Source organism: Halospeciosus flavus (assembly GCF_029814175.1).
Taxonomy (GTDB): domain Archaea; phylum Halobacteriota; class Halobacteria; order Halobacteriales; family Halobacteriaceae; genus Halospeciosus; species Halospeciosus flavus.
In genome coordinates this window covers 2070883-2097087 of the sequence record NZ_CP122312.1, presented here as the reverse complement: position 1 = coordinate 2097087, position 26205 = coordinate 2070883, and the positions used below count along the sequence as shown (strand labels likewise).

Annotated in this window: 25 protein-coding genes; 15 read left to right on the top strand and 10 right to left on the bottom strand. The window is 54.1% G+C overall.

The features are described 5' to 3' along the window. Positions 1-38: 38 nt before the first annotated feature. The 4 genes from P0Y33_RS11030 (at position 39) to P0Y33_RS11010 (ending at position 5428) form a co-directional block, all read left to right on the top strand. Positions 39-1313 carry an IS4 family transposase gene (locus P0Y33_RS11030; RefSeq protein WP_279527460.1) on the top strand — a complete coding sequence of 425 codons (1275 nt, stop codon included), beginning with the start codon at positions 39-41 and terminating at the stop codon, positions 1311-1313. A gap of 51 nt (positions 1314-1364) precedes the next feature. Then, a complete protein-coding gene (locus P0Y33_RS11025) occupies positions 1365-2000 on the top strand; it encodes an IS6 family transposase (protein WP_279527459.1) in 636 nt (211 codons plus the stop codon). 585 nt (positions 2001-2585) lie between these two features. Next, positions 2586-3266, top strand: a complete 681-nt coding sequence (locus P0Y33_RS11015; RefSeq protein WP_279527458.1) for a DUF7504 family protein — start codon at positions 2586-2588, stop codon at positions 3264-3266. 38 nt (positions 3267-3304) lie between these two features. After that, positions 3305-5428 carry a hypothetical protein gene (locus P0Y33_RS11010; RefSeq protein WP_279527457.1) on the top strand — a complete coding sequence of 708 codons (2124 nt, stop codon included), beginning with the start codon at positions 3305-3307 and terminating at the stop codon, positions 5426-5428. Between the two features lie 24 nt (positions 5429-5452). On the opposite strand, the gene P0Y33_RS19225 is transcribed toward P0Y33_RS11010, so the two are convergent. From P0Y33_RS19225 to P0Y33_RS11000, 3 genes are all read right to left on the bottom strand, one after another. Then, positions 5453-5593 (bottom strand): DUF7503 family protein, encoded by a 141-nt coding sequence (locus tag P0Y33_RS19225; protein WP_456071048.1) that lies wholly within the window; start codon positions 5591-5593, stop codon positions 5453-5455. A gap of 379 nt (positions 5594-5972) precedes the next feature. Then, positions 5973-7316 (bottom strand): IS4 family transposase, encoded by a 1344-nt coding sequence (locus tag P0Y33_RS11005; RefSeq protein WP_382217744.1) that lies wholly within the window; start codon positions 7314-7316, stop codon positions 5973-5975. A 300-nt stretch (positions 7317-7616) separates the two neighbouring features. Beyond that, complete coding sequence (locus P0Y33_RS11000; RefSeq protein ID WP_279527455.1) at positions 7617-9248, bottom strand: PGF-CTERM-anchored ABC transporter substrate-binding protein; 1632 nt, start codon at positions 9246-9248, stop codon at positions 7617-7619. Positions 9249-9531: 283 nt separating this feature from the next. On the opposite strand from P0Y33_RS11000, the gene P0Y33_RS10995 reads away from it, so the two are divergent. From P0Y33_RS10995 to P0Y33_RS10985, 4 genes are all read left to right on the top strand, one after another. Next, a complete protein-coding gene (locus tag P0Y33_RS10995; RefSeq protein WP_279527454.1) occupies positions 9532-10149 on the top strand; it encodes a TetR/AcrR family transcriptional regulator in 618 nt (205 codons plus the stop codon). Between the two features lie 161 nt (positions 10150-10310). Next, a complete protein-coding gene (locus P0Y33_RS10990) occupies positions 10311-10979 on the top strand; it encodes a homing endonuclease associated repeat-containing protein (protein ID WP_279527453.1) in 669 nt (222 codons plus the stop codon). Positions 10980-11041: 62 nt separating this feature from the next. Beyond that, the gene (locus P0Y33_RS19125) at positions 11042-11251 is read left to right on the top strand and encodes a twin-arginine translocation signal domain-containing protein (RefSeq protein ID WP_382268493.1); all 210 of its coding nucleotides are present in this window, start codon (positions 11042-11044) and stop codon (positions 11249-11251) included. A 327-nt stretch (positions 11252-11578) separates the two neighbouring features. After that, entirely contained in the window at positions 11579-12364 is a 786-nt protein-coding gene (locus P0Y33_RS10985; RefSeq protein ID WP_279527452.1) for a hypothetical protein, read from the top strand. 738 nt (positions 12365-13102) lie between these two features. Here P0Y33_RS10985 and P0Y33_RS10980 read toward each other — a convergent pair. The 3 genes from P0Y33_RS10980 to P0Y33_RS10970 all read right to left on the bottom strand — a co-directional run bounded on the left by P0Y33_RS10980 (position 13103) and on the right by P0Y33_RS10970 (position 15896). Beyond that, a complete protein-coding gene (locus P0Y33_RS10980; RefSeq protein WP_279527451.1) occupies positions 13103-13567 on the bottom strand; it encodes a hypothetical protein in 465 nt (154 codons plus the stop codon). A gap of 865 nt (positions 13568-14432) precedes the next feature. Further along, positions 14433-14672: a hypothetical protein gene (locus P0Y33_RS10975; RefSeq protein WP_279527450.1), complete on the bottom strand. Its 240-nt coding sequence runs from the start codon at positions 14670-14672 to the stop codon at positions 14433-14435. Positions 14673-14898: 226 nt separating this feature from the next. Further along, a protein-coding gene (locus P0Y33_RS10970) for an IS630 family transposase (RefSeq protein ID WP_279527449.1) occupies positions 14899-15896 on the bottom strand; the annotation gives its coding sequence in 2 pieces (ribosomal slippage) (positions 14899-15404 and positions 15404-15896; 999 coding nt in all). 871 nt (positions 15897-16767) lie between these two features. Between P0Y33_RS10970 and P0Y33_RS10965 the strand changes: the two genes are divergently transcribed. From P0Y33_RS10965 to P0Y33_RS10950, 4 genes are all read left to right on the top strand, one after another. Continuing rightward, a complete protein-coding gene (locus tag P0Y33_RS10965; protein ID WP_279527448.1) occupies positions 16768-17868 on the top strand; it encodes a hypothetical protein in 1101 nt (366 codons plus the stop codon). Between the two features lie 167 nt (positions 17869-18035). Continuing rightward, the gene (locus P0Y33_RS10960) at positions 18036-18950 is read left to right on the top strand and encodes a hypothetical protein (protein ID WP_279527447.1); all 915 of its coding nucleotides are present in this window, start codon (positions 18036-18038) and stop codon (positions 18948-18950) included. A gap of 124 nt (positions 18951-19074) precedes the next feature. Further along, on the top strand, positions 19075-19203 hold the full coding sequence (locus tag P0Y33_RS10955) for a hypothetical protein (RefSeq protein ID WP_279527446.1): 129 nt from the start codon (positions 19075-19077) through the stop codon (positions 19201-19203). A gap of 207 nt (positions 19204-19410) precedes the next feature. Further along, positions 19411-20472, top strand: a complete 1062-nt coding sequence (locus P0Y33_RS10950; protein WP_279527445.1) for a CNNM domain-containing protein — start codon at positions 19411-19413, stop codon at positions 20470-20472. 3 nt (positions 20473-20475) lie between these two features. Here P0Y33_RS10950 and P0Y33_RS10945 read toward each other — a convergent pair whose 3' ends face one another. Continuing rightward, positions 20476-20763, bottom strand: coding sequence for an amphi-Trp domain-containing protein (locus P0Y33_RS10945; RefSeq protein ID WP_279527444.1), 288 nt, complete (start codon positions 20761-20763; stop codon positions 20476-20478). 160 nt (positions 20764-20923) lie between these two features. Here P0Y33_RS10945 and P0Y33_RS10940 point away from each other — a divergent pair, with 160 nt between their 5' ends. Beyond that, positions 20924-21370: a universal stress protein gene (locus P0Y33_RS10940; protein ID WP_279527443.1), complete on the top strand. Its 447-nt coding sequence runs from the start codon at positions 20924-20926 to the stop codon at positions 21368-21370. A gap of 299 nt (positions 21371-21669) precedes the next feature. Here P0Y33_RS10940 and P0Y33_RS10935 read toward each other — a convergent pair whose 3' ends face one another. Then, on the bottom strand, positions 21670-22971 hold the full coding sequence (locus P0Y33_RS10935) for an MFS transporter (protein ID WP_279527442.1): 1302 nt from the start codon (positions 22969-22971) through the stop codon (positions 21670-21672). Positions 22972-23124: 153 nt separating this feature from the next. Here P0Y33_RS10935 and P0Y33_RS10930 point away from each other — a divergent pair, with 153 nt between their 5' ends. Continuing rightward, entirely contained in the window at positions 23125-23523 is a 399-nt protein-coding gene (locus P0Y33_RS10930) for a DUF1648 domain-containing protein (protein ID WP_279527441.1), read from the top strand. Positions 23524-23609: 86 nt separating this feature from the next. Here P0Y33_RS10930 and P0Y33_RS10925 read toward each other — a convergent pair whose 3' ends face one another. Beyond that, complete coding sequence (locus P0Y33_RS10925; protein ID WP_279527440.1) at positions 23610-24023, bottom strand: DUF7522 family protein; 414 nt, start codon at positions 24021-24023, stop codon at positions 23610-23612. A gap of 478 nt (positions 24024-24501) precedes the next feature. On the opposite strand from P0Y33_RS10925, the gene P0Y33_RS10920 reads away from it, so the two are divergent. After that, complete coding sequence (locus P0Y33_RS10920; protein ID WP_279527439.1) at positions 24502-24702, top strand: DUF7835 family putative zinc beta-ribbon protein; 201 nt, start codon at positions 24502-24504, stop codon at positions 24700-24702. Positions 24703-24771: 69 nt separating this feature from the next. Here P0Y33_RS10920 and P0Y33_RS10915 read toward each other — a convergent pair whose 3' ends face one another. Then, positions 24772-26166 (bottom strand): glycosyltransferase, encoded by a 1395-nt coding sequence (locus P0Y33_RS10915; RefSeq protein WP_279527438.1) that lies wholly within the window; start codon positions 26164-26166, stop codon positions 24772-24774. Between the last annotated feature and the right edge of the window lie 39 nt (positions 26167-26205).

Below are 26205 nucleotides of genomic sequence, written 5' to 3'. Positions count from 1 at the left end.
CAACCGCTGTGCACACAGAAGCCTCCTCATCGAGAATTATGCGTCGGCTCACTACACTGTTTCCCTCTGAGTTCCTCGAAGAGCACGCCGAGGAACTCGGCGTGGTCGAACGCAACAGGAAAACACAGATGCCCGCCCTCGTGTGGTCGTTCGTGTTCGGCTTCGCCGCAGGCGAGAGCCGAACACTCGCTGGCTTCCGTCGCAGCTACAACGCTACCGCCGATGAACCGCTCTCTCCCGGTGGATTCTATCAGCGGTTGACGCCGACGTTTGCGGAGTATCTGCGCGACCTCGTCGAGCGCGGCCTCGACGAGGTCGCTGTTCCCAACGCTGTTGACGCTGATATTGACCGATTCAGAGACGTGATGATCGCCGATGGAACGGTGTTGCGGTTGCACGAGTTCCTCTCTGATGAGTTCCAAGCCCGTCACGAGGAGCAGGCTGGAGCGAAGCTCCACCTGCTCCACAACGCCACCGATGAGACGATCGAACGACTCGACGTAACGGACGAGAAAACGCACGACAGCACGCTGTTCAAGACGGGTTCGTGGCTGCAAGGACGACTGGTTCTACTCGATCTAGCGTACTTCAAGTACCGCCGGTTCGCGTTAATCGACGAGAACGACGGCTACTTCGTGAGTCGGCTGAAGCAGAGCGCGAATCCGGTGATAACAGAGGAATTACGGGAATGGCGCGGTCGCGCCATTCCCTTGGAGGGCAAGCAAATCCACGATGTAGTCGATGATCTCTCGCGGAAGTACATCGACGTCGAGGTCGAAGCGGAGTTCAAGCGAGGCCAGTACAACGGAACGCAGTCACTGGATACGAAGCGATTCCGCGTCGTCGGCGTCCGCGATTCGGACGCCGACGACTACCATCTGTACATCACGAACTTGTCGCGGGATGAGTTCTTCCCGGCGGATTTAGCAACGCTGTATCGGTGTCGGTGGGAGGTAGAAACGCTGTTTCGTGAACTGAAGACGCAGTACGAGTTGGACGAGTTCGACACAAGCGACCCGGATATCGTGAAGATTCTGCTGTATGCGGCGTTGCTGTCACTGCTAGTGAGTCGTGAGCTGTTGGATCTGGTGACCGAGCAGGCTGATGAGGAGATCGTGTTTCCGCCGGAACGCTGGGCGGCGACCTTCCGGTCGCACGCCCAGCTCATCCTCCACGAACTCGGAGAGTACCTCGGCTACTCGCCACCGCCGCTGTTGGAGCGACTGATCGAGGATGCACAGAAGATCCATCAGCAACGACCGGTCTTACAGGAGACGCTCGCTACCGCTACACAACCGAGGTGTGAGTCTTAGCTAAAGACGAATGAGGATGAAGAGTGAGGCGGAGCGATTTACAGCTGGTTCATGGCAGAAATCACCCGCCTCAGTGGGTGTAGCGAGTGGATCGAGTTAGATTTTGTGGAGCGAGAGCGGACACCGAGCGAGCTGATGAAGCTCGGTATTCGACTCCATCTTGCTGGACTATCGCTTTCGAATACCGTCTTGAAACTTGAGAGATTCGGTGTCGAGCGTTCACGGAAAGCAATTCACGATTGGGTTCAGAAGGCCGATCTACAGCCCGCCAGTGACGCTAGTCCGGATCAGGTTGCGCTTGACGAGACCGTGATCCGGATCAACGGTCAGCAGTTCTGGCTGTACGCCGCTGTCGATCCCAAGACAAACAAATTCCTGCATTTGAGGTTGTTTACGACGACTACGACGTCGCTCACACAGAAGTTTCTTCGAGAGCTTCGTGAGAAACACGACGTCGAAGACGCCGTGTTTCTCGTCGATCACGCACAGCATCTAGTGAGTGCTCTGCAACGAGTGGGTCTACGATTTCAGACCGTTCAGCATGGAAATCGGAATGCTGTTGAACGTGTATTTAGAGAAGTAAAACGAAGAACATCCTCGTTTAGTAATAGCTTCAGCCACGTCGATCCAGAGACCGCCGAAACGTGGTTACGATCCTTCGCCGTCTGGTGGAACTCGCTTAACTAAACACGATGGCTGTCGCTCTTCACAGAGAGGAAACTGGGAGGGAAGTTTCCGATAAGGATCTTATCGAGTTAAATCTGGATCCGGAGGCAATCTCTGGTACTCCCCATGCTCCGACTGCTCCTTGGTTTGAAACTGAATGAGCTGATGAAGCATGCAATGCCAGCTATCTGGGGGAGGAGATCGTACGTGCCCTCGTACAGTTAGGCTATACGCCGACTATCCGGACGGAAACCCATCTTCAACTTCGGTATATTCATCCGGAGACATACTCGATTCGGCAAGTTACCGTCCCCCTCTATGACGAGATCCACCCGGAAACGCTCCAGTTCATCGCTGATCAATGTGGTGCCAGCGATGTTCAGTCCTGGTGTGCCTCATTGACGTCCTCCCATGACTCAAGTCGTGAAAGCAGTCGCAGCATTTCAGATACTACTACTACACCTGATATTGACCGAAATCAAGAGCCAGATGGATAGATATCCAGTGCCGACGTTGTGAACTAGACAGTCCTACCGTCTCTGATGTATACCGGATATTTATTATTCCTTAGGTCCATCTTTTAGCTAACTGTATAGTATGACGCCAATGGATGAAGAAACTCTAACCTCATTTGAGAATGCACTCACTGATCTCAAATCGGAGGGATGTGCATTGCTCATTACGGGGTCAGTCTCGCCGGCTGTGCATAGCCAAGTTTGCCGAAAAATGCTGGGCGACGAGTCTCATGAGACCCGTCGACGATTAGTCGTCTCGGCTGGCGGGACCTCTGGGAGCCCGATTGCCAAACTATCTCAGACTCCAAATACGGCTACTGAACGGGTGGTAGCCATCTCGGATACTTTCCGGGGAGCAGCCAGCCAGATGGCCAGTACACAAACACTGAATCGGGATTTTGTCAATACACTCAGCTCCGATCAGCTATCTACAATCGCGATGGAGATATTTGAGGAGATCAAGGATTTTGACCGTCTTGCAAACGATCTCAGCCCAGCTGAGCTCCGTGTTTGCTTCGATTCTCTCTCTCCGATTTTGGATAGTTACGGGCCTGAAAAAGCATTTCAGTTTCTCCATCTCCTGATTCAACGTATCATTCAAGTTGATGGGATGGCTCACTTCCATCTTTCAAAAGACCGTACGAGTGAGATTGCACAAATCGTCACCCCCTTGTTTGATGTTGTTGTCGAACTACAAGTCGATAATGGCGTCTCTAAGCAACGATGGCATTTCCCGAGCCGAGATCTCTCCGTAGGGTGGTTTGAGCTATGACCCATCACCTCAGTCCAAGACAAGACGTCTAAAGGACAATGAGTCGAGACGACACTACCCAAGGGCAGCACGTGGTTAACCAAGATAGACCAACAGGTGTGTCGTTCCAACAACTTGATGACGGGTCCGGTATCGAAATCATTGATCCGATTGAGCGCCATCGATATACGCTCCAGATCCAGTCTGCTGCTACCCCTAGAGCAGAGTCTACGGATGAATTGGAATTCCCGGTGGACGAAGCTGTCTCATTCACGGCCGAGAGCCTTACCTTACCAACTGTCGTTCCGACTTATGTTCGAGACGCTGATCACCAACTTCTCGCCAAGGCTGAGCATAATGCTAATGTAGACCTCCCGAACGGTCGATATTCAATTGAGATTTCCGCTCCGATTAAGATTTATCTCCGAGTCACAAGTCCAGTCAAGGTGAGTGCAGACCTCGAACGAACCTCTATCAAATTTAAGTCCCCAACACAGGTCGTCCTTGGAGCGCGCTCACGGCACGATCACCCCGCAGGAACCATCTCCACGACTGATGACCCCGAAGATATGATGTCTGCAGTTTCCATGCTTGGATCAGCACTTAAATCTACGAACCCGGAACGTTCGTATCCGACGCTCCGAGGACACCCTCCACTAATTGAGCGTGGTGATTCCCTCAGTATCCCGAATACTCTCTCTACACCAGAAACAGGTGTTCGGATTGAATTACCACCGGAGTACAGATATATTTATCCTGCAGCTCCATTAGCGTACTATCTCGGTGCAGTTCTCGTTCCTAGTGATGAACCACGTCTCATTACAGGCACTGGATTAGTTCATCCGTTAGATTCTGGGGAACGCGCCTACGAGGACGAGATTGAACGTCTGCTCAAACAGGTATTCTTCCTCGATTGTATCACACGAACTGAAGGGTTATATAAAACCGATCTTCATGAGCGTGCAGCGGTTGAGGACAGCCTTGGCTGGGACCCTGCAACGATCTATGAACAGTCGCTGGCGGAACAGCTTGATGCGTATCTCTCGGTCCCCTTTGAGGCTATTGAACCACACATTCCGACTTGGAAGCTCGAGTCTCGAATTGATCCGACTCCAAGTAGTATTGAGGCACTTCCGTTCCTTGTAAATGATCTTGCAGTAGTTCGAACTCCAGATATACAGTCGACGTCCCACTCTGAATCCTTACAAGCTGTCGCAAATGACTTCCTACGTGATGAAACATTCACCCGTAGCATGGATAAATCGCCAAACTCGGGCGACAAATCCCTGCAGGCACCAGAGATAGAAAAGCTAGAAGCGCAGTTTAATGAAGGCATGGTAGATCGTGCGAGTGATGCATCTATCAAAGCCTACCGAAATCGCCTTGATCGGTCACCTACAGACGGCAATATTGACATATCTGTTATAATTAATGATCCGCAGATGGCTGAAGAAGTCGATGTCGTCAATGAAGTATATGGATCACGTTCGAATCTTCCGTTCGATGTTACCGTTCATAAGGAGCTGACTTCGAACCAGCTTGCTGTCCTTCTGGGGGCAGATCTCGACTTTCTGCACTATATCGGCCACGTTGATGAGGAGGGTGTTCAGTGTACAGACACAAAGCTGGATCTCCAAACCGTTGAGTCAATTGGTGTTGATGCCTTCTTTTTGAATGCCTGTCAGTCGTATAATCAAGGTATGGCACTCATTGATGAGGGGGCTATTGGCGGGGTAGTGACGTTCAACGAGATTCCAAACAGGAGTGCGGTCCGACTAGGTGGGACGATGGCTCGCTTGCTCAATCGTGGCTTTCCACTTCGATCGGGACTTGAGATTGCGCGAGACGAAACGCATCTTGGTAACCAATACGTTGTTATCGGTGATGGAACCTTCTCTATTGCACAGGCTGAGAGTGGTACGAACGTTCTATGTGTGGTTGAGGAGCAAGTTGACTGCTTTGAGGTTACACTCAAAACATATCCAACAGACCAGAAAGGTATCGGAAGTGAAGTTGTCCCCTTCCTTGGGAATAACGACCAGTATTACCTAAATTCGAGTGAACAGATGGTGTTCTCGTTATCGCGGGATGATCTTATAGATTTTCTCAGATTAGAGGATGTCCCGGTATTGATCGATGAAGAGCTTCGGTGGAGTTCAGAAATCGTAGCAAACGAATTGTAGCCGAACTTCGGACTGAGTTCCTCTCTACGGTCCTGCGTTTGTGCCCATCATAGCTGCGGCAGTATTTCCGGCCTGCGTTAGCAGCAGGAGGATCATGAACAGTGCGCCAGTCATCCGTGGGTGTTCTTCCAGGTACGCCGAAACGCTACGGGTGGTATCGGACATGATACAGAAATATGTATCTGCGCTGAAATAATAAAAATTATTGAAAGAAGTGGATAGAAATATATAAAAATTAATAAAATTGGCTGGAGCGGTGAAACAACTAACCGGGGTTATAATCCATAACAGTTGTTGCTGACATCCTCCCACGACTGAAGTCGTGGGGTTCCTCCGTCACAGACGGGGCCCACGACCAGGGAGGTTCGTAGGTCCTCTCCATTCACAGTCCGGGAGAGACCTGCGTTCAGGGCCGTGCCAGACCGGCCCCCGGTGGAGAGAGTGGCCTCGGTTCCTTGCGTACTAGTGCTTCCCTCCACCTCGGTATCCCTTCCCATGTTGGGACAGGATCCCTATCGAATGTATGCGGCACATTCGTTCTAGTTTAGTGGCGGTCAAAGCCGAACTCACCTCGTTCAACCCGTTCACGTAACCGATCTCTGTGTGGATTTGGATTTTGTGACGCCCACAGCAACAGGTCGTCCAAATCCGGCAGTTCGTAGCCTAACTCGATCATGAGATACAGTTGGATCAGATGAGCGTGGCGTTCGACGGCTAGCGAACAGCGACGGCGAGGGAGCCGCGACGCCGACGAGTCGGCGTCTGCGGCGGCTTCGGCCTCTTGCTGTCTTGCTTCGAGCGTCCGCAACTCATCTACGATTACACGACTCATCATCAACGAAATCGCCGCCATGATGATCAGCGCCTCGATGATGTAGGCGTCGGTCGTGTTGATTTCGTCCAAGCCGAACCGCGACTTCAACTCCTTGAACAGCAGTTCGACCTCCCAGCGCGCCCGATAGAGCTGCGCGATATCGGGCGCGCTATAGTCGTCTTTACCGAGATTCGTCAAGTAGAGATGGTACTCTTCGCTCTCCTCGTTACGTAGGCCGACCAACCGGAACGTCCGGGTCGCGCTGGCGCCCGACCCTCGTTTGCGCTCGAATGAGAGCGTGATGCGGATGTCGATTTCCTGTCGCTGCAGGTCGTCAAGGACGGCCTGCAGCGACTCTCCTTCCAGCGGGATACTGTTGCCCCGCCACGTTCGCAGTTCTTCGACGATCTCGAAGTTCGCGTTGTCCTTGACACGCGAGACGAACCAGCCGCCGTTCTGGTCGATTCGGTCGAACAACCAGAAATCGTAGAAGCCTAAATCAAGGAGGATGAGGGCGTCAGCTACCCACTCGCCGGTGGGTAGCTGACTCCGTTCGTGAGTTGTTCCGTCGGTTGTGCGGAATCGTGTCGGAAGGCCAGTTGAGAGAGATTCGGTGAGGTGGAGTTTCAGCTCGGCTTGATCGTCGCCGGTTGCTGTGTAGATATCAGCGGCGTCTTGGTACAGCGAAACGATGGTTGCGTCGGCAATGAGGACGTCTCGAAAGCGTTCGAGACGCCCGTTCAAGTCGGCTCGTCCGGTGTCGAGATTCTCGATGGCGTCATCGAGAATCTCTCGAAGCAAGGCGACAAATCCTGGTTCGAACCAGTCGTGGAACGCCGCATAAGAGAGTTCGTCGCAGTCAGCCATTTCGACGTAGCGTTCGAGAAACGCCTGGAGAGAGCGGTCTGATCCAGCAGCGAAACCGAACGAGAGCGTGTAGAACAGTGCAACGATGTCGAACTTCCGCTCACGTTCAACGAGACTCGTTGCGCGAGCGCGCTCGCGCAACTCGTCAGAGGGAAACGCTCTTTGAATCCGCTCAACAATCACCGAATCCGGTGGTGAGTAGGGCATAACTCCCACCGGGTTTCTCAGACAGGTAGTTGCGACGGTCTCCAATCAGCAGATAGCGTGGTATTTCTCCACTAAACTAGAACGGATGGTATGCGGCAGTATACCAAGACTCTATCGGATTCATCCCACGACTGAAGTCGTGGGCTTTCTCCTTGAACTAGTGTAATACGGTTTCTTTATTCAGTGTGGAACATGTACTGAAGGTGTTCCGTGGCTAGGTACAGCTCTCATCGTGAATAAATGTGCTGTACGACCAATGACTGATAAGGAGAAATCCCACGACTTTAGACGTGAGAGCTGTTAGCTATACAATCGGCCAAAAATAATCAGTGAGACAGCAAATACAGTAATACTAAATCCTGGTGTTGACGCTGATGAACCCGTCATTGTCGTTTGCGTTGTAGCTGTACTCTTCGTTGTCGAACTCTGCTGGGTGACTGAATTTGTCGTCGTTTGAGTTCCAGTCGTGGTCGCTACACTCGTGGTTGTGGTTTCTATATCGGTCTGGTGAGCAGATTCCGTTGTAACTGTCGCAAAGTAAAGTGCCGTGTATTTGGTCAGATTAGCCTGCACTTGTAGTGTTGAATTTGTTTGATTAATTTGAACCCCAGTCTGAGTCCAGTTTCCATCCACTTTTCGATATGCGACAAGCTTCGTAGAAGAGATCTCTCTCTCAGACGTATTCAGTTCGACTGTCGCTGAGAGGGTGGCTAGTCCATCTGACCACATACCCTGCGAGGTAAACTGATAACCAGCGAGTGGCTCAGAAGAGTTCGGAAGTGATGTATTCTCATCCATCTTCTTAACATGAATATCAAAGTCAAAATTTGGCTCCGTCGGCTTTACTTTGACAGTTGTGAGTTTTGGGTTTGACCCGTTTTCAAAGGTTGTCGGGACCGTGAAGTTTGCTACTTGCTGTTCACGGTATCTGAAGTTGTCCACTGACAAAGTAGCAACGCCTGTCTCTGTAACTGAGCTTGTATAAGTTGTGGGGCCAAGAGGTGTGTCACTTACTGCTGATGAAATCTCACCGAGCTGTGCTTGCCGGTACGCATCTGGATGCCATTGCTTAACTAAATGCACCATCGGGATAACAATTCGTGGAGCAGGTTGACTAATATAATTCTCATTAAGCGTAATTGTCTGACCTTGCTTCACCGCTGTCGTCCCTGCATATGCTGAGAGACTAAAGGTTCGTGGACGAGTGATCCATTGAGGGTTTTCCGCAAGGACAGTTTCTGGACTTATGACCTGATAGCCTGAGAACTTATCCGCTGCAATGTTATCACCACCTGATTTCTGAATAATCTTATTTATGAACGTATCTTGACCAGCAGCATATCCACTCTTTCCGAGAATATGGACGACAGATGGGCGCGGTTCCCCTTGAACGGCTCTTTCAATTGTCTCTACCTGATTGCGGAATGTCTCTGTTCGGCTCTGGGCCGTCTGACATTGACCAATTAGCTTCCCCGTTAGGAGCGTTTTTTCTGCAATAAATTCAATTGAGGTTGCTTTCCGGAATTTGTATACTTTGAGTCCAGCATTGCGAAGCTTTCCTACTGTCTGGTCGGAGACTGTATTTGGTGCCAGGACTAGATCTGGTTGAAGTCCAACTACCGCCTCTAGATTAATGTTATAGGCGCCAACAGTTGTCTTCGAATCTGAACCTTCAAGATACGATGCATATTCTGTAACACCAACTACTTGATCTTTACCACCGATCTCCCAAACTGTCTGGGCGGCGCTTGGCCCCAACGTTACTATTCTACTTGGTTGCTGGGTTACTGTGACTGTCGTACCCGTTGCATCTGATGCACTGAATGGATATTCACAGGATACTGTCCCATTAGTAGTGTCAGCAGCTGCCGTCACTGGTCCAACAGCAGAGATGGTGACGATGATTAGGCAGAATATTGCTATTCGGTTCACAATTTGCCTGTTTCCTATGAGCAAATAAGCTTTACTTATCTAAAATCCACTTTCTATATCACTCACCTCCATCTTGAGTTCAAACTAGGTAGCGAGGCGGATTCCCCGCCCCACCGTGGGCGGGGCAGTTGACGAAGTACCATGGTTAGCTGAATGCAGGCGCTAAGCCCCTGCCTCAAGGAGCCGCCGAAGGTAGCGAGTAGGCAGGAGTAGTTCACGCATGAGGACAACCTGATGGTGATGACAGAAGCCACTATAGGCTTGAGCGAATAGTCATGTAATAATGGCAGATTTACCCTTCTTCTTGCGGGAGAGTAGTGGGACTCAAGAAGAGATTATGAAGGCGACCTATTGTGCTCTTTGTGAGTATGGATACTCAGAGCTGACTATCCAACGTATTGGAGAGCACTTCGACAAAAGCAAATCTTTACTCTACCACCACTACGAAAATAAAGACAGTCTTTTGTTGGAATTCCTCCAGTTCATACTTGATGAATTCCAACATTCAATCCCAGACAACAAGGAACAGCGAGCAGACGAACGACTGAACATCATTCTCGATCGACTGCATGCAGACACTCTCTCTGAAGAACAACAGAATTTCGTCCGTGCGATGGTTGAGCTTCGAGCCCAAGCTGCGCATGATGACCGATATCGATCCCATTTCACACATAGTGATCAACAATTCCATGCACTATTAGTAGATATTATCCAGGATGGTATCAAAGAAAATATATTCCAGCGTGTTGAGCCGGAACGTGTTGCTGCCTTTCTATTAACCTGCACCAATAGTGCGATGTTACAGCACGCTACCTCAGATAATGATTATATAACACACAGTCGAGAGGAGATTGACATATACATCAATACACGATTGATGAAGAATTCCAGTCCCCAGTAGACACAGTGGTCGCAGTCTCCACAGGCTTTCCTTCAGAGTGAACTACCCCTAGTTCGTTGAGGCCACGAGAGAGCACGTTCAGCAACGCATTCCAATCCCGATCCAGTTTGAATCCCGCGGCTTTTAAGCTGTGATCGCTCAAGAGGGCTTAACGGGAACTAATGGCTGGGTACGAAAAGGGATCCCCAAAGTGGACGGCAGCTGACTGCATTGAAGCACTGCAGCAGTACGCGGATGACGTAGATAGTGAATTACTTGCTTCGGATGCATACTCAACGTGGGCGAGTGAAAATGGGACTCCATCGACAAAGGTGATTTGCAAGCACTTCGAGAGTTGGCCAGATGCAGTTGAAGCCGCTGGATTTGAAGCTGCTGGAGTCCGTCGCCCTGGAACTCCACGAATTGACCCCTCTGAGTGGGATACTGATGACATTATCAATGTTCTCCAAGATGCGGCTTTAGAGATGGGCGAACCACTCACGACAACGAAATACGAGCAATATCGTCGTCAGAAGGACGACGTCATTCCTTCAAGTATCTACATTCATCAGAGTGTCGATGGTTGGAATACGCTCCTTCGCCAGGCGAATATTGAGACTTCATCACGTGATAAGACTCTTGATTCGACGTATTCCCAGTTTCTCTCCGCACTCATTGAAATATATGAGGAATCCGGCTCGTGGCCAACTTCTGCTGAATATCCAGATCTGTACCCCCAATGGGCCCCCTCACGTACGACTGCCTATGGAATGGACCAATTTACTGGATGGCCTGATGCAATCAAAGATGCGAAAATCAAATACAAGGCTACATCAACAACGCCTGACTGACAGCTTGTCTGCGTATCTCTTCCTACCAAGGACTTAAGTGATTTTGACATAAATCGTATCCTATGGATAGCTCTCGGAGGCAGTTCCTCAAAGTGAGTGCTTTGGGCTCAGCTGTTGGTTTAGCTGGCTGCACAGGGTCTGGAATCTCGTATCCTGAAGATAGCACTGATCTCACTGGAAACAGTGAGGTTGCGACAGCCACGAATCAGCAGTATAACGAAGAGGTGGTGCCAGAAGAGAGCAAAAGCAAGGACAAAACGTCGTATAAGTAGCTGGCCAAATCAACTGAGGCGGTTGTTTCTGAGATCGAGTGGTTTGCGAAGTCGTACGATACGGAAATCATCCGATTTAAGTCTCAGGTTGGGCGCGCTCGTGATACAGTTGCTAGTCTTCGTCGGCAACCCAAATTATCTCAAACACATCTTGATCGCCTTATCAGTACAATCCATAACATAACACGATTCACCCAACAAACACTGGGTCCTCATTTTGCCTCTACGAATGGAATCATCCAGCGGCTTGACTCCCACGTTTCTACAATTGTCACCTTCTCAAACCGTGGTGACCTAGATCGAGTTGACCAAGAGCTGGGTAGTCTAATGGTCTATCTTGATAAACTTAGTCTCGATGCAACTATTGAGGAGAAGTTTTCAGAATCACCGAATCATGATCGGCTGTTCGATTTACTGGTTTCCGACGCATATGATCCCTCCCGGCCACTCTCATTTATTGTCGGATATCCAGAGAATAGCTATGTGACAACAGCAAAAATACCCCCCTCGGAACGCCCGAAAACTGCATGGAGACATCGGGCAGCACCTCTCCCGCTTGAGTCAGAGTATCAAAAATCCAATTTCTTTAAGGAGTTGAATACTATCTTCGAAGGTGTTTCCGTCGTAGCTAATCGGGATCGGGAGGCATACATCTCAATCCATCCAGGATATTCGAAGTCTGGCTACAACGTGCCCGCTCGTCTAGCCCATATTCAACAGTTCAAAACGAAGGCAGCCGCCGAGAAGGCACTAAGCACACTCAAGGAAGAAACCGTAACACAAGAGGGTGAACAGAAATTCGGCACACGAAAGTGGCAACAGATATATTATTTCCAGAAGTTGAATTCGCTCGACGATGATACGGGATACCTTGGGTATCAAGAAGACATTGGGATGGTTTTCAATGATAACGGGGGGGTTATCCGAGAGAAAGATAGTGTCTCCCCGATTGTGAATGGCGATGAGGCAAGACCGGATATTGAGGGGGACGTAATCTATGGATACCTCCTCCAAGCCGGGCGGTCGTTGATTACAATCTCACCCTCGATGACTGCATGGAACGAACGACACAGTGAATCTGAAGATGTACTTCAATATACGTGGCTCAGTTAAGCTGACATCCTCCGACGGCTGACGTCGGAGGTTTTTCTCCTCGAACTCGGATCTGAAATCTGTTGATGTGAATTCTCCTCGGGGCCAAGCCAGGATTGTGCTCCCAAACCTCTCGACTACGGGTCAAGTGACCTGTGGGACTCTCGGCATTTCTTTAGAAGGAAACAATAAATACTCATCAATACAGAGAGCCCATATGTACGATCTAACTGGATTTCAGAGAGATTTGCTCTACCTGACATCCTCCCACGACTGAAGTCGTGGGGTTTCTCCGTCACAGACGGGGCCCACGACCAGGGAGGTTCGTAGGTCCTCTCCATTCACAGTCCGGGAGAGACCTGCGTTCAGGGCCGTGCCAGAACGGCCCCCGGTGGAGAGAGCGGCCTCGGTTCCGTGCGTACTAGTGCTTCCTTCCACCTCGGTATCCCTTCCCATGTTGGGACAGGATCCCTACAGAATGTATGCGGCAGTATACCAAGACTCTATCGGATTCATCCCACGACTGAAGTCGTGGGCTTTCTCCTTGAACTAGTGTAAAATCGACGAACGAACAAATTCCTACACACTGAGTCGTCGAGGACGGCGTGAGATCGAGGTTCGACGAAAGTGGGAAAATAAATACATTGACCAGTCATCTATCAACAACTGACGTTGTGGGAGAAGTCACAGATGCACTTGATGTAAAGGACGACAGGTCGTTCAATATGGCTGTTCTCAGTTGAAGGCAGCTAGTCCGGCTCAGGAGAATCCACTAACGATATATCCACCGAGTCCGCCAGTAATCCCAGATAGGACAGCTGCAGTAAACCACGGCGTTATAACCGATACAATAGAGAAGATTTGTGAAGGATCTGAGAGTACTAGTGGTATAAGTATTGAGAACAAGCCAAGTATGAGTGTTCCAAAGAAGCCACCTAATATTGGAACAAATATCTTTGCTAGAGATGTTTCCAGATTTGATCCTAATATGATTCCGACAAGGAAAGCCAATACTATCCCTATTAAAAACGAGACCGCTATATTCTGAAAGATGACCAGCCCAACTAATATTGGGCCCATTGTTTCGACTGTCGGTCCACTTGCGGCAGTAATGTAGGTATACTGCGCCCATTTGGCACTGAGATGTCCAAACAGGCCAATCGTAACTCCGAGTATAATGTAGACAAGTAGGTATATCTTGAATACGTGTTCCTTACTGCTCATAATCTCTATCTGAAAGTTTAGAGGATATAAAACTTGTACATAGTGCTGTCAACGGTCCTGGGGACGGTGGCGCGGGGGATTGTCATTAAATACGACAGACTGTAGTAGCGTGTTGGGGCGTCTTTCATTCCTCTCGAGTATTCCCAGACTGAAAGCTATTCGAACCAACAGTTGAAAAGCTGGTCAAAGTGAACTCCCTCGAAATCAAGCCCTAAGATTATCGAAGGCGAGACGGATGTCTGGCCCTTGAGTGGTCTGCCTCACTACTTGAAGCTATATCGGCGCTGTCGAGCGGTTTCTGTGAATGGAGCGCTCCATTGCTTCGACGATGGTCAGTATTCAGAAGTTGCGGTGATCACTCTAGGCGGAGGAGAATGTCAATCACGGAAGGGCTCCCGATGATCTGTAGTACGCTATTCAGCTGGGACTTTGAGGCTAGCGTCACGACTCATGATCGTTGGATAGCACAGGGGCGAATCCTGCAAGATGCTTCCCATGTCATTTTGCGGATTCTGATGGGTTTACCATCTCTTGCCCCTGTGCAACTATTACTATATTGTCATACGTTATAAATCTTCACACGGCGTTGAAATGAGTTATCGGCCCCAACCGGACAATCTCCCGAATCGGGATTTTCGACTTGGAGTCCCGGCTGTACCTTAGGGTCCGGTCACAGTCGACACCGACGAGACGGATATCTCGATGTCGTCCACAACTTCCCGACCGGTCTCCCGCCACCCACAGCCACTCAGCACTTCCTCAATGCGCCAGTACGCGCCACGACCCGAGGTGCACGACGTGACGCGGACACGCCGTCGTGGCCCCGTCTCGGGTGTATACGCGAACACGATCTGGTCGGTGCCCGTCATTCTTGACCCACCATCTCGCCGACATCACCGGCGACATCGTCCCACACCGTTGCGAGGACTTCTCGGTCAAGTTCGGTCGGCGTCGACCCATCCCGTGTGGTCCACTCGCCAGTGAGGACCGCATCCCACGCTTCGACGCCGTGGTCGTAGATCACTCGCGGGGAGATGGTCCCAGTATGGGTATCACGGACCGCGTCTTCGACGACGGGAAGCGCGACGTCGCGTTCGAGATTCACGAACCGAACTCGAAGCTTTCCCGCTCGTTCGTAGCGGTCACTCTCGAGGGGCTCGCCGGATGGGAGTGAAGGAACGTGGGTGATCGTCGTCGCGAAAAATGGCGTCGACGTCTCTGGGTAGTCAGTATTCCCGTATTTGACCCACGACTGTGGGACGGGTTGGGTGCTGGGTGATTCGTCTGTCGAGGCGGAATCGTTATCCGCTGTTTGCGTGTTATAGTACCGATTAGAAATAGTTGCTCACTTTTGGGATAGAGAGTTGGTCAAGAGCGGTATCGATCGCGGTTGTAAGCTCGTCAAGTGAGTCAAAGAAGCAGTTGCTCAGAGATGCTTGGATCTGTCTCCAGCACTCCTCGACAGGGTTTAGCTCCGGTGAGTACGATGGTAACGTCACGAAATCAAGGCCGTCACGGTCCGCGAGGTCCGTGACGGCCGACTGGAAATACGACGCTCCATCGAGGACGATGAGCAAGTCTTTCTCAAATTCTTCGTATAACGCTAAAATGAAATGTTTCGCGTGTTCGGCCGTGACGTACTCGGTAAATCGGGAGAAGAAGCGATCACCGTTTTCGGTGATCGCACCGAGCAAACACGTCCACTCGCGTTGTCCAGAGAGTTCAACGGAGGGCCGCGTGCCGCGCGGAAACCACGCGGCACGCGGCTCAACTTGCACGGATTTCTTGGTTTGATCGATACAGACTACGGTGGCGTCCATTTCCCGCCGCTTTTTTTGAGCTCTTCGTGGAACTCCTCTTGCTCGTCTTCGTCGGCTTCGGCGGCTGTCCGGCGTGGTTTTTGATAGCTCAATCCCGCTTCTTTCAACAGCCGCCGGCAGCTGGGGATTGAGTACTCAACGTCGAAGGTGTCCGCGAGAAATTCTTGGGCGAGCGCCGGCGTCCACGCCGGCGCGTCGATCCCAACCTCCTCGGGAGGATCGTGGACTGCGTCTTCGAACTTTTGTTGCTGTGGTTCTGAGAGTTTCCGCTTTCTCCCAGTTCGTTTATCATCAGTAACGGCGTGCTCAAGCGACTCGTCGGTGTCGAGTCGCTTGAGCCAGCTGTAGATCGTTCGACGACCGGTATCATGCCATTCAGCTAGCTCGGTCTGCGTGACACCGTTTTTGTACGCAATCGCCGCTAACAGCCGTTTTGTCGGCTTCTTCCCGTCCACGTTGTCAAGAGCCTCTTGGAGTTCTTCGACAGAGATCTCGTCAAGGTGGTCCATTACGTACTATCACAGTATCCGTGCGGAAAGTTCTAACGACTACTATAGTAGCCATTGGGTTCGAGCTCCACGAGAACCCACGGTCGGTGCTGTAACACCGGCCGATTTCCTCCTCGGCGCAGTGAGTTCTCACTCAGTAGTATGTCCTATCGGCCCATGAAGTTTCTGTCGTCAATTTCTGTCGTCAATATTTTATAGGTGCGGATGGTCGATACTGTTGTTAATGGCCGTGAGAAACCAGTCGGGTATGGCTCTTAATCCGTCCCAGTTGAACGACCTGGATGAAGCAATACTGGACTTATTGGCAGAGGGGCGCGCAACTCCAACTCTACTCCGTGAGGAACTTGCAGAGCGGGAAATCAGAGAGGTTTCTCGTCAGTATATCTCTTCGCGTCTCAGCCGACTGCAGGAACACGGCCATGTGCGAAACCTCCGCGAGACCGGAGTCTATGAGCTAGTCGACGATCCGCGCGATAGTGCGTAAATGAGCTAAGACCATCCGGCGAGCGTCAGGAATGGCGCCCGTGCTGACGACACGGACGCCGGGTGGGCTGAACGAAATCCAATGGATAACATCGAGATTCAGCCCGTGCGAAGAGAGGAACAGGACTGCAAAGAGGATTCCGCTCACACCTGTCGCATGCGTGTGTGTCCAACCACTCCGATAGAGAGATCTCTCCAGAAAATCCTCTCAATCAGAAACAGGACTAAAAACGCCTCTATCGTAGGTTCTATTCAGACACACCTGTGTGTAGACTGTTCTTGTGTTGTAGCCCCTCCTTTGAAAACTCCTAAACTGGGAGAATTAGCACATCGCACCGATGCAGAATCTCACTTTTCGGGAGATTTGTGGGATGCGGGGTGGTGTTGAATGGCTGAAGTTTCGTGGAACGTCGACGATTGGGTAGTTGAAGCCTTCCGAGAATTCGTCAAAGAAGTCCACGGAACAACCTACGGGAATCTCGGTAAGGAGCTTCAGCGGGCCATGATTGAGTACATGGACGCCGACCGTGCTGCTCGCACGGAGGACATCGTCCGCGAGAATCAGGAGAAACTCGAGGAGGTCCTCGCCCTTCTCCAGGATGACTCCACACACGCACACACCACGTCCACATCTTCGGCGTCGAGGAAGTCCCTTCACAGCCTGACTCAGCCCGAGAAGACCGATATCCTCGTCGACTATCTCGACCGCGAGTTCGACGCTGCGCTCTCGATGCAGGAACTCGAGACCGCCATCGAAGAGGCAATCTCGGTCGGTGGCCGCACGCAAGCGGACTACAAAGAACGCCTCCAGAAGCGTGGGGAACTCTTCGCGGATCCACGGGGCGACGTCGACGTGTGGTACCGCTCCCAGGAGGAATTCTTCGGGCGCGTTCGCACACACGCCGCGAACACGAGTGCCACCTACCAGGAGATTCTCGACGCCTACGACCAGTCGGTCCGGAGCGCCTACAAGGAGTGGTTGAAGGACGAACTCGCCGCCGAGATACCCGACCGCCTTCGTGTCGACTCCGAGACTACTGAGGAACCGTTCCCAGTCTCGACGTCACAACTGGAGGACGCAATCACCTCGGCCGCCGACACAGGGCGGTGGGTCGACGACATCGGCGAGCGAATCCGCGAATACGGAATTCTCGAAAAAGTCGATCAGGGATGGACCCCTCCTGACTGGCAGCCTCGCGACGCCGAGAATGCACACTCGACCTCCGACCAAGATGGTCCAGACATTGCGAGGATCGCCACGGATGTCGCCCAGACAATTCTCGACGACCGCGACGCATGGCCAGCCGAGACAGCCTACGTGCGAGCGATTCTCCGCCGTGAGACAGACTACGAAGGGATAGACGTCGACGATGTCGTCGCAAGCATTCGCGACCAAGACCTGCTCGAAGAGCAGGCCACAAACGAGTGGGTCCCGGCGTCGACCGAGAATAGCGAAAGTGCCTCGACAACGTTCCCGACGAGCGGGTAGTCTCCACGCTGCTTTCGAGTAATACGTCAGAACTGGGAACTTTCCTACACACGTTTCAGACAAACCGAGTCCGTCACGGGTCGAGTGTGGCCAGCAAGCATCTCGCGGAGCAAATCCTGTGGCGTTTCTCTCCGATAGTTCATGTGACGCGAGTCACTATCTGCAGTGTGCCTCTCCAGAATTTCTCCAGATCCCTTAGAAACCCAGAGCACCCACTTCTACGAGAATTCTCGCTCATTACTGCCCTGTTGACTGGAGTGTACGTGTGGCAACAACTCGTCGCTGAAGTTTTGGCTATCGTCGGATCACCAAGTGCATTCGGCGGCATCATCGTCTACGGACTAATCCACGGTGGAGTACTCCTGTCCGGAATCGGTCTGCTCGTCGGCGCGTATGCCTCGCTTCGAGAGTTCGAGATCGGACTGAAACCCCTATCCACATCGGACCTGCCGATCATCGGAGTAGCTGTACTGACCCCTCTAGTCCTCGTTGGACTCACCAAACTCGTGGGCATCGTCACAAATGTGCCCTACACCTCCCTCACAAAGACGTCCGTCGCCGCTAATCCACCACTAGGACCGATATTGGCCATACTGGGCCTGGGACTCCTCGTCGGCGTCCCGACTCTAGTCTTGATCTGCCAGATACTCATTCAGGGAAGCTTTTGCCAAGCCGTCGGTGCAGATGGGGCCATCGTTCTGACGACACTCACGACCGGCTTCGTAATGACCAGCAATACTGGTGGGCTCGCGACAATCCCCGAGTTAGGGAAGCTCCTCGGTCTGATCGTATTTGTCCTACTACTTGGCGTCGCACTGCTTGGAGCCGAGAAAGCCGAACGCCGCTGGCTACGATACCTCGCCGCCACACCGATCGTCATCTTCGCTGTGATTGTCGTTCTCTCAGGTGTGAGCCAGATTGAGTCCATCGCTGGCGGCCTATTTGCGGCCACGCAACTCACGGTCCTCGGCATCGCCGCCTACACATACGATCGGTCGAACTCGCTTCTGGCACCCACACTCGCGTACGTGAGTTTGTTGCTTGCCAATAGGACGGTCGTCGTCCTAGAAGCTGGAATGTAGGACTGATAGCTCAGACTAGAATACCTGGCTCTATTTACATGCGGAGTCGCCCGGCCTCTCGGTCTTCGCCGTCCGGAATGCGTCGACCCAACAAACCACCGTAACGACCACGACGGAGAGCTCAATGCAACCGACCACGACGTCGACGACAGCCCACACTCCCGCGACGACGAGCACCGAGTCACCCGGCTTCGGTATCGGGGCTATCGCGCTGGCGCTCCTCGCAGTCGTGTTCCTCTCGCGGCGCGAGTAGGCCACTGACTCGCCTCGCTTTTCGACAGCGACGATTTCTCTACAGAGCAGTCGGATGTCTCAGGTTCGAAGGAGGGAATGAGGCGAATTCCACACTCCACGCCACCGTGGGTGGAACAGCTAAGAATATCCAGACCCCAGACGATTGCTGGTGTGGCCAGTATTCTCCCACCGGATATATACCCTGTTCGCCGGTAGCGTGCCAGTGATGACTCCTTTGGAGGTGAGCCTCCGGCTCATCGCTGGCTTGGCGCTGATCTTGACGAATGGCTTTTTCGTCGCGATCGAATTCGGGCTGACGCGGGCCCGCCAGTTCAGCGAGTCGGAGTTCGTCGGCGACAACCCCGCCCTGGAGCGAGCGTGGGAAATGACCGACGACCTCGAAATCTACCTGACGACGTGCCAGGTCGGGATTACCGCGTCAAGTATCGCTGTCGGGATCGTCGCCGAGCCGGCACTCGCCGCACTGTTCGAACCCTACTTCGCGGGCACGGCACTCGCCTCGATCGGTGCGGGCGCCATCCTCGCGTTCGGGCTCATCAATCTCCTCCACCTCACACATGGCGAACAGACGCCGACCTATCTCGGTGTCGAGCGCTCGCGGACAGTCTGCCGGTACGGTGCAACACCCCTTTACTGGTTCAATTGGCTCATCTCCCCACTGATCACGCTCGGGGACTCCGTCGCGAAGGGGACGCTGAAACTCTTCGGCGTCGAGATGACCGGGGCCTGGCTCGAAACCGAAGAAGACGTCCTCGAGTCGCGAGCCGATCTCCGGAATCGCCTTGACTCCCTTCTCTCGCGGGGCGAACTCCCCGAGGAGCGCCACGAAGAGGTGATGAACGCCCTCGACGCCGACGAACTCGCGATTAGCGAAATCATGGTCCCAGCCGAGGATATCGTCTCGATCTCAGTTTCGGCGTCCGTCGAGGAAAACCTTGACCGCATCCGGAATAGTCCCCACACGCGTTTCCCGCTCGTCGGCGAGAGCCTCACGGACTTCCACGGCATCGTGTACGCACCGTCGATTATCGACCACTACGAGGGGCTCAAGGAGGGTACCGTGTCGTTCGAAGAGATTGCGGCGCCACCGATGACGCTCGCCGCCGATACGAACGTCAGCGACGCCTTCGACCAGTTCCAGGCCGAAGACCAAGAAATCGCCCTCGTGATCCGCGACAGCAAGGTTGTCGGGCTTCTCACCGCAACAGACGCCCTCGAAACCGTGATGGGGAACCTCGAGGACCCACTCGACAAGTCGACCCAATAGCGCCTATTCAATCTCCAACTGCCCACCGCTCCCGGACTCGCCTTCTGCACGTTCGTCCCACTCGAGTTCGAACTCGATGCTCAGCTCTTTTGGACCATCCGTTGGGCCTTCCCGCTCGGCCTTCACCTCGAAGGTCGGCTTCGACGGCGGGTCCATCGTCACAGAGTCATCGCCTGCTTTGAGGGTAATCGAGGCCCCCTCGTCGAGATTGTCCGCGACAGTCCGAAGAAAGGACGCGATTTGGGCTCGACTCTGGTCGCTCTCGGATTTGAACAGCACTTCTTCAGGCATACTTGCAACTACACCTCCTGGGCGGATAAGCGTGCGCGCTTGATTCGCCCAGGTATTCCAACTTCGGCCTATGAGAATCTGTAGGTGAACTACCGCTACAACTCCCGTGGCCAGTATTATGTCTCGTCCCGGTCAACAGCTAATAACGACACTCACACCGATGTTCGACGAAATACTCATTCCGACGGACGGTAGTGAGGGGGTTCAGCCAGCAGTGGAGATGGCCCTCAACCTTGCCGAAAAGCACGATGCAACGCTGCATGTGCTCTTCATCGTCGATCAGCCAGTCTCCGTGTCCGGGGCTGGTGAAGGATTCAGTGGGCTGGATAGCCTTCTGGAAGCGCTGGAGGAGGAAGGACACGAGGTGACGGGCGAAATCGCCAAGCAAGCAGAAGAACGGGATATCGAGACGACTGCCGCAGTTCGTCGCGGGAATCCACACGACGATATCCTCAACTATGCAGAAGAACAGGGTCTCGATCTCATCGTCATCGGGACACACGGGCGAACTGGCGTCAAACGGGCGCTACTGGGCAGCGTGACCGAGGACATCGTTCGTCACTCGGAAATTCCGGTCTTGACTGTCCATCGCGCTCCTGAAGAGTAGTTTTCCTTTTCCACTGCCTACCTATCGCTTGACTCCCGCCACACGATGGCGGTCTGCGCTATGCCGCTGTATCGACGGCGACGATCGTGTGTAGTTCCCCCGTGAGAAAATCGAGCGGGGAGGCGACCTCAGTGGAGTGCGTCGCCCTCAGCGGATTCCTCCGGTTCGGGGACGAAGAATTTCAGCGCAGTTGCAACTGCTCTGTTGAATAGCGGTGCTTCCGTAGCAACTCTCGATCTAAGTGGCCTTGTGAGACGGTCTCCGTAGTCCCTCCAAAACCGGGGTAGCTCTTTCCCCGCTCAGAGGGCGCTATTCAACACGGCAGTTGCAACGATGACGCAGAGCAGGCTGAGCAGGATGAAGACGGCGAATCCGCGCGCGTACCCGACTTTCCCGTAGAGATCCACGAAGAGCCCCATCAAGGGGAGGATGACGAGTGTGCCGCCGCCGCCGATACCGCTAATCCAGCCGGATGCACCGCCGACTGCTTCGGGAACGAACTTGGGGACCAACTCGAAGACGGCGGCGTTGGCGAACCCCATGCCGGTACCCAGCACCATCATCCCGAGAATCGCTGGCCAGAAGCCAGCGGCAAACGTCATGATCGCTCCACCGAGGGTCATCACGGCGAAGCTCACGATGGCGACCTCTTCGCCACCGAATCGGTCGCTGACACTGCCGGCGGGAACGCGGATAAGCGAGCCGTACACGATGAAGACACCTGCTAAGAGGCCCGCCGTGGTGAGAGGCAGCTCGTGGAACTGTTCCCAGTAGGTCGGGAACCACGCCGACAGGGACGTGAATCCGCCGCCGAAAGACACCGTATAGAGGAACACGAGAATCCACGTACGACGATTCTCCGCCGAGGTTCGCAGCGAGTCCCACATCCCCCCGGACGGGAAGATGTCCTGGCCGAGTTCGTCGGCGGTTTGTTGTGCTTCGTCCGGTCTTTTCCCTTGCTTGCGGAGCTGGAAGTAGTACGGATCGACGGCGTACACGGCGTAGATGGCGGCAACGACGAGGAGGAAGACCAGCCACACTGAGTACGCCATCGTCATGCCCCAAATGCCGATCAGGACAGGCAGGACGTAGACGACCATTCCTGGACCGATGTTCCCAACACCAGCGAACGCGCCGAGTGCGAAGCCCTGCTTGTCTCTTGGGTACCAATACGAGGTCTGCGTAATCCCCGTGGAGAAGGTCGCCCCACCAGCACCCGCGAGCAGTCCGAAGAGGACTAACAGCGGGTACAGTTCCATCGTGAAGTTCTCCGGGTAGGTCAAGAACAGGGTAATGACCAACCCTGCAGTCCCGATAAGCGTCGACGCCATGAGGATGAGGGTCGGTTTCTTGCCGCCGACTTCGTCCACCCACGCGCCAAACGGGATTCTGAGGACGGCTTTACTGAGGTGTGGTGACGCCAAGAGGAGGCCGTGAAGCACACCAGCGAGGGCGAGGTGCTCCTCCAAGATGGGGCCAGCCGCACCGTAGAAGACGATCGTGGTGAGGCCAGCGAAGAAGACCAGTGTGGACATCACGAGGCCACGTTTCGGCGTCCCACTGACACCGTGCTCTTCTGCCAGCTGACTCTGCTCGTTCATTATCCGAGAGTGATTCGTGCCTGCCCTATGTGGACGACGATTCTTCTCCTGTCTCCATCGATCCACGACAGACCCTATCGGCCACTGAGGACTTCGAAGAGCCAGGGTACATGAAGAGCAACACTCACACACCTACGACCCGTCCGTCGAGCCATGCAGACGTCGAGACGGGTCGACCTCATCGCGATCGGGCTGATGGCGCTCCCTGTAGTCGCTGGGCTGGTCCTCTGGCCGGAACTTCCCGCACGGCTCGCGATTCACTGGAGCGGCGGTACCCCGGACACGTACGTCTCGAAACCGGTCGGCCTGCTCGGCATCTTTGCCTTCGGCGTCGCGACCGTTCTGTTCGTCCGCTACGCACCCGCGTCCATGACGAACACGCCTGGTGGCAAGGATGTCTCCGTCCTGTTCTTGGGCGTCGTGTTCGCCTGGGTCCAGACGACGATTCTCGTCTGGAACCTCGGCCATCGCTTCGACGTCGGGCTCTCTGTGGTCCCGATCCTCCTGTTGGCCGGATTGCTCGTCGTGTACTCGCTACTCAGAAACCGCTGACCACTACTGCCAGTCGACTGGCGAGGACTCCACCCAACTACTCGACGAGTATCGACAGTCCGGCACGGATTTTTGCAGCCACGACGCTACCCGCTCGAACTCGACTCCTCGCCTTGGTACCGCTCGACGAGCTCTAGAACACTGTTGGCCAGCCGATCTTCCTGGGCGAAATACGCCCGATCGATCGCGACTTCCAGACCCTCTCCATCAGCGACGACGAAGTTCATCTCCACGGCGTCGCCGAACATATCGAGGCGATACTCGAAGTCGCCGTGCATCTCCTGGAAGATCGTGTTGAGGTACTCCTTTTCGAGTGTCTCGAGTCGGAGCTCCTCGAGTACCTGGTCGAGATTCTCTTCGCTGTAGGCGTCCTCGACGTCCTTGCGGATGTAGTGAATCGTGTACGTCTCGGACGTATATCCGATGACCGAGCGTAAGTGGTCTCCAACCTCGTCCTGCAACAGCGCCACGATTTGCTCGCCGAACTCGGTTGTGTCCATGACTGTATGCCACTAGTTATCGACCAACCGCGATAAATCCCGGTCCGATATCCGATGTGGTTCCTTAATCTGGCAGGGGATTCTATGGTACACTCCTCCGACATGCGCCGCCGCGAACGGATCGCCATCGCCCCACAGATGCGGTCTAGTTCTTGACACCCACTCACGCCAGCAAATATGGGAAAGAACTAACACTTGGCGGCGTCGACTGACGGACGATCATGGCTACGTGTCGCGATTGTGGGGAGAAAAGCGACGTCAACGAGTATCACGTCGACGACGCGGTCATCGCGTACTGTCCTGACTGTGTGCCGTCCAATGCCGATCCCGTCACGACCTACTCTCACGACCTCGAGTATCCGGAGGTCTAGCGCCGAGGACCGCCAGCCACACCCGATGGTCCGATCCGACACCGGCGAGCCAAACATCTTTGGCCACGTTTTGAACCCCTTCCGTGAGAGAGTATTCATTGGTTCCGATGGCGAGCAAAACCCCCCACTCTGACGGTATCGTCGAACCGTGCGACAACTGTGGTCGTGAGACGGCACACGAGGTGTCGATCGAACTCCTCACGGAGAGCGACGACTCCGAGAACGCCGCCTATTCGCGTGAGCCTTACCGCGTCACCGAGTGCCGGGCCTGTGGCGAGGAGTCTCACCAGCGGATGAACGACGCCTGACCTGACCCGACTTCCCCCCAACTGTACCTCTCGACGACCCACTGACCACCGCCAGCGCATTCGCGACAACTAGCTTTCCTCGTTCGTTTTCTCGGTCGTCTCGAAGGACTCCGGCGGCGAGAGAAATCCCCACGCCGCGCCGGCCGAGTGGACCGCGACGACGAGCGGATAGACGAGGAACACGGGCAGCGTTCGCAGCGATAATCCTTCGTAATACCGCCAGCCACGCCACACCCAGATCAGCGAGAACAGGAACATGCCCCACGCGAGCACCTGGAAGAGCGCTCGGCCGGGCATCGCCAACGGGATCATTCCGGTGAACAAGACGAGCGATGTCGTCAGCGGGCTGAATACCCACGAAACGTTCCGCAGCGTCATCAACCCACGAAACCAGAAGGGCAGATACTCCTCATCACGGAGCGTGCCCGTGAGCCACCGTCGACGCTGTTCGAACATCGCCCGAATCGACGGCGGCGCCTGATTCCGAAATTTCGTGTCCACGATCTCGAAGTCCGCGCCCGTCTTGACCGCCTTCCACGCGAAGACCGTATCCTCGACGAGCGTCTCGAAGTCCCAGGTCACCCGATCTTCGACCGACTTCCGGACGGCAATCCCGCCACCCCACGCGTAAAGCGGGATGTCCATCGTCGCGAACCTCACTTGCTCGGTCTGGTAGCCCATCCGGAGGACCTCCGACCAATAGGTCAAATACGACCCGGTAAACATGGGCCATTCGCGGAACTGGACGATATCGGCGTCGGGCAACCCATCGAATGCCGTGACGAGTGTATCCTCGTCGAGAAAGAGGATGAACTCCGCCGCACACGGGAGCTCGCGACGCGCCCACTCGAGTGCCCGGCCCTTGTCCGAGGCTGTACACTCGAAGCTATCAGGAACGACGTGAACAGTCGCGCCCTCGATGTCCAAGGGCTCTTCTGCGATGACGTGACGATCGGTGAGTCCGTCGGGGAGCGTCCGGACAGTCTCCTGGACGACCTCTTCGGCGCCGACCGTGAGAATGCGGACCTGGACGTCCTCGGGGCCGTACTCTAGGTGCGGCGACTCGTACTCCCAGCCGAGGTAAGCCTCGTAGGCCCACGCCGCCGTCGCGATCGCATACATCCCGATGAGGACCCACAACCCAAAATACACGAAGGCGAGGAGGTGCAGCCGGAACGGGATCGACACGAGATACCCGAGGGTCGCCAGCAACCCGGTTGTGAAGACGAGAATAAACGCCGACGCGAGCAAGCGATCGACCGCGAACGCATTCTCACTGTGCCACTCGACCGGGCCGGGAAACCGGTCGCGGGCCGGCGTCGGGATGCGCTCACGAAGCGACGTCGTCGAGAAGTCCCACCACCACTCCGGCGTCAGCCGCTCGCGTCGTGACTCCCCACTGCGTGGCGACTCCTCGTCCTCGTCGACGCGATGGTCACAGTCGGCCGCCGTGTGTTCGGGCATGGGAGAGGTCGCTTCGACATGGGACGATCACACCCATCG

Excerpts from the sequence above, each read along its gene's own strand:
- P0Y33_RS11010 (WP_279527457.1), top strand. The coding sequence starts at position 3,305 with ATGAGTCGAGACGACACTACCCAAGGGCAGCACGTGGTTAACCAAGAT.
- P0Y33_RS10980 (WP_279527451.1), bottom strand. The coding sequence starts at position 13,567 with ATGAGCAGTAAGGAACACGTATTCAAGATATACCTACTTGTCTACATT.
- P0Y33_RS11030 (WP_279527460.1), top strand. The coding sequence starts at position 39 with ATGCGTCGGCTCACTACACTGTTTCCCTCTGAGTTCCTCGAAGAGCAC.
- P0Y33_RS11015 (WP_279527458.1), top strand. The coding sequence starts at position 2,586 with ATGGATGAAGAAACTCTAACCTCATTTGAGAATGCACTCACTGATCTC.
- P0Y33_RS10955 (WP_279527446.1), top strand. The coding sequence starts at position 19,075 with ATGCAACCGACCACGACGTCGACGACAGCCCACACTCCCGCGACGACG.
- P0Y33_RS19125 (WP_382268493.1), top strand. The coding sequence starts at position 11,042 with ATGGATAGCTCTCGGAGGCAGTTCCTCAAAGTGAGTGCTTTGGGCTCA.
- P0Y33_RS10950 (WP_279527445.1), top strand. The coding sequence starts at position 19,411 with ATGACTCCTTTGGAGGTGAGCCTCCGGCTCATCGCTGGCTTGGCGCTG.
- P0Y33_RS19225 (WP_456071048.1), bottom strand. The coding sequence starts at position 5,593 with ATGTCCGATACCACCCGTAGCGTTTCGGCGTACCTGGAAGAACACCCA.
- P0Y33_RS10925 (WP_279527440.1), bottom strand. The coding sequence starts at position 24,023 with ATGGACACAACCGAGTTCGGCGAGCAAATCGTGGCGCTGTTGCAGGAC.
- P0Y33_RS10985 (WP_279527452.1), top strand. The coding sequence starts at position 11,579 with ATGGTCTATCTTGATAAACTTAGTCTCGATGCAACTATTGAGGAGAAG.
- P0Y33_RS10920 (WP_279527439.1), top strand. The coding sequence starts at position 24,502 with ATGGCGAGCAAAACCCCCCACTCTGACGGTATCGTCGAACCGTGCGAC.
- P0Y33_RS10935 (WP_279527442.1), bottom strand. The coding sequence starts at position 22,971 with ATGAACGAGCAGAGTCAGCTGGCAGAAGAGCACGGTGTCAGTGGGACG.
- P0Y33_RS10940 (WP_279527443.1), top strand. The coding sequence starts at position 20,924 with ATGTTCGACGAAATACTCATTCCGACGGACGGTAGTGAGGGGGTTCAG.
- P0Y33_RS10990 (WP_279527453.1), top strand. The coding sequence starts at position 10,311 with ATGGCTGGGTACGAAAAGGGATCCCCAAAGTGGACGGCAGCTGACTGC.
- P0Y33_RS10965 (WP_279527448.1), top strand. The coding sequence starts at position 16,768 with ATGGCTGAAGTTTCGTGGAACGTCGACGATTGGGTAGTTGAAGCCTTC.
- P0Y33_RS11005 (WP_382217744.1), bottom strand. The coding sequence starts at position 7,316 with ATGCCCTACTCACCACCGGATTCGGTGATTGTTGAGCGGATTCAAAGA.
- P0Y33_RS11025 (WP_279527459.1), top strand. The coding sequence starts at position 1,365 with ATGGCAGAAATCACCCGCCTCAGTGGGTGTAGCGAGTGGATCGAGTTA.
- P0Y33_RS10915 (WP_279527438.1), bottom strand. The coding sequence starts at position 26,166 with ATGCCCGAACACACGGCGGCCGACTGTGACCATCGCGTCGACGAGGAC.
- P0Y33_RS10995 (WP_279527454.1), top strand. The coding sequence starts at position 9,532 with ATGGCAGATTTACCCTTCTTCTTGCGGGAGAGTAGTGGGACTCAAGAA.
- P0Y33_RS10930 (WP_279527441.1), top strand. The coding sequence starts at position 23,125 with ATGCAGACGTCGAGACGGGTCGACCTCATCGCGATCGGGCTGATGGCG.
- P0Y33_RS10945 (WP_279527444.1), bottom strand. The coding sequence starts at position 20,763 with ATGCCTGAAGAAGTGCTGTTCAAATCCGAGAGCGACCAGAGTCGAGCC.